The sequence below is a fragment of the Rathayibacter tanaceti genome, assembly GCF_001634385.1.
GTDB lineage: Bacteria > Actinomycetota > Actinomycetes > Actinomycetales > Microbacteriaceae > Rathayibacter > Rathayibacter tanaceti.
This window is the reverse complement of the sequence record NZ_LIIN01000248.1, coordinates 1-1484: the sequence shown is the minus strand read 5'-3', so window position 1 is coordinate 1484 and position 1484 is coordinate 1. Positions and strand designations below refer to the sequence as shown.

The window sequence follows — 1484 nt, the reverse complement described above, 5'->3', positions numbered from 1 at the left end:
GCTGCGCGGCAGGGGGCGGGAGGAGTCGCCCGCCGCCGCCTCCGCGCCCGCCGCCTCCGCGCCCGCCGGCGCCTCCGCCGACGAGGACGACTCCCTCACCGACGACCTCGACGACGCCGACCAGGAGGACGATCCCCGATGACGATGCTCGAGACCCTCTTCGGACTCATCCCGGCCGCCTCGCGCGGGCAGCAGTGGCTCGCCGAGGACCTGCAGCTGGTCAACTGGGGTGGCTACGACGGCGCCCACCGGGTGCGCTTCTCGCCCGGTGCGACGCTGCTGTGCGGCGGCTCCGGCTCGGGCAAGTCGACGCTGATGGACGCCTACATCGCCCTGATGATGCCGCACACCACTCCGTTCAACGGCGCCTCGAACGGAGGCGTGACGGGACGACCGCGCGGGGAGGACCAGCGCAACATCCTCTCGTACGCGCGCGGCAAGCTCGACGAGTCGCGCACCGACGAGGGCACGGCCGTGCGCGTGCTCCGCGGAGACGGCACCGACACCTGGACCGCTGTCGCGATGACCTGGGTCGACCACGACGGCTCGCGCTTCAGCGCCGTGCGCGCCTGGTACGTGCCCGCCGCGCCCGCGTGCTCGAGGAGACGGTGCGCGTGCGGGCGACCGCCGAGGGCGCACTCGATCTCGGGGCGCTCCAGGAGGCCGCTGCCCAGCGCCTCTCGGACGCGTCGCTGCGCGCGGCGGGGCTGGATCCGCTCGCGACCGACCGCGAGTTCTCGGCGCGTCTGCACGCGGTCCTCGGCATCGGAGCCGCGGGTGCCGGAGCGAAGGCGACGAGCCTGCTCGCGCGCATCCAGGCCGGCCAGCAGATCACCACTGTCGACGATCTCTACAAGCGACTCGTGCTCGAGGAGCCGGAGTCGCTCGCCGCCGCCGACGCGGTGGTCGCCCACTTCGACGAGCTCGAGAGCACCCGGCTGCGGATGCTCACCGCCCGGCAGCAGGTGGCGGCGCTGGAGCCGCTCCGAGGCCTGCGGCTGCGCATCGCCGCGTCAGCCGAACGCGTGCGGCTGATCGATGCCCTCGGCGATCTCGACGCCTCCCTCTCGCCGGCGGCCGTGTGGCGGGCGGAGCAGCGTCTCGGCCTCCTGCGCGATGTCGAGGCCGAGCTGCGCGATCGCACCCGGGCGGTCGACTCCCTCCTTCGCGAGAAGCGGGCTCTCGCCGAGGCCGCCGAGGCGGAGCGCGACGGGCTCGCCGAGGTGCTGCGCGTCTCCGGCGGCGACCGGCTCGAGACCGCGCAGCGTGAGTTGCGCGAGGTCGAGCGCCGGCTGGCGAGCGTGCGCGAGAACCGCGCCAGGCTCGACGAGGATCTGCGGGCGCTCGGCGAGCCGGAGACCACCCGCGAGCGCTTCGAGGCCGTGCTGGCGCGCGCCTCCGACTCGCTGAGCGCGGCGGACGCGAAGCGCGACACCCGCGCGGCCTGGTCGGACGCGGTCGCGGAGCGCAAGGCCGCCGCCCGT

The 1484-nt window shown here is 75.1% G+C and carries 2 pseudogenes; both read left to right on the top strand.

The window, feature by feature from the left end:
• Positions 1–138: 138 nt before the first annotated feature.
• Positions 139–318, top strand: a pseudogene (locus ACH61_RS19150) (ATP-binding protein); the annotation flags it as partial.
• A 296-nt stretch (positions 319–614) separates the two neighbouring features.
• Positions 615–1484, top strand: a pseudogene (locus ACH61_RS19145) (hypothetical protein); the annotation flags it as partial.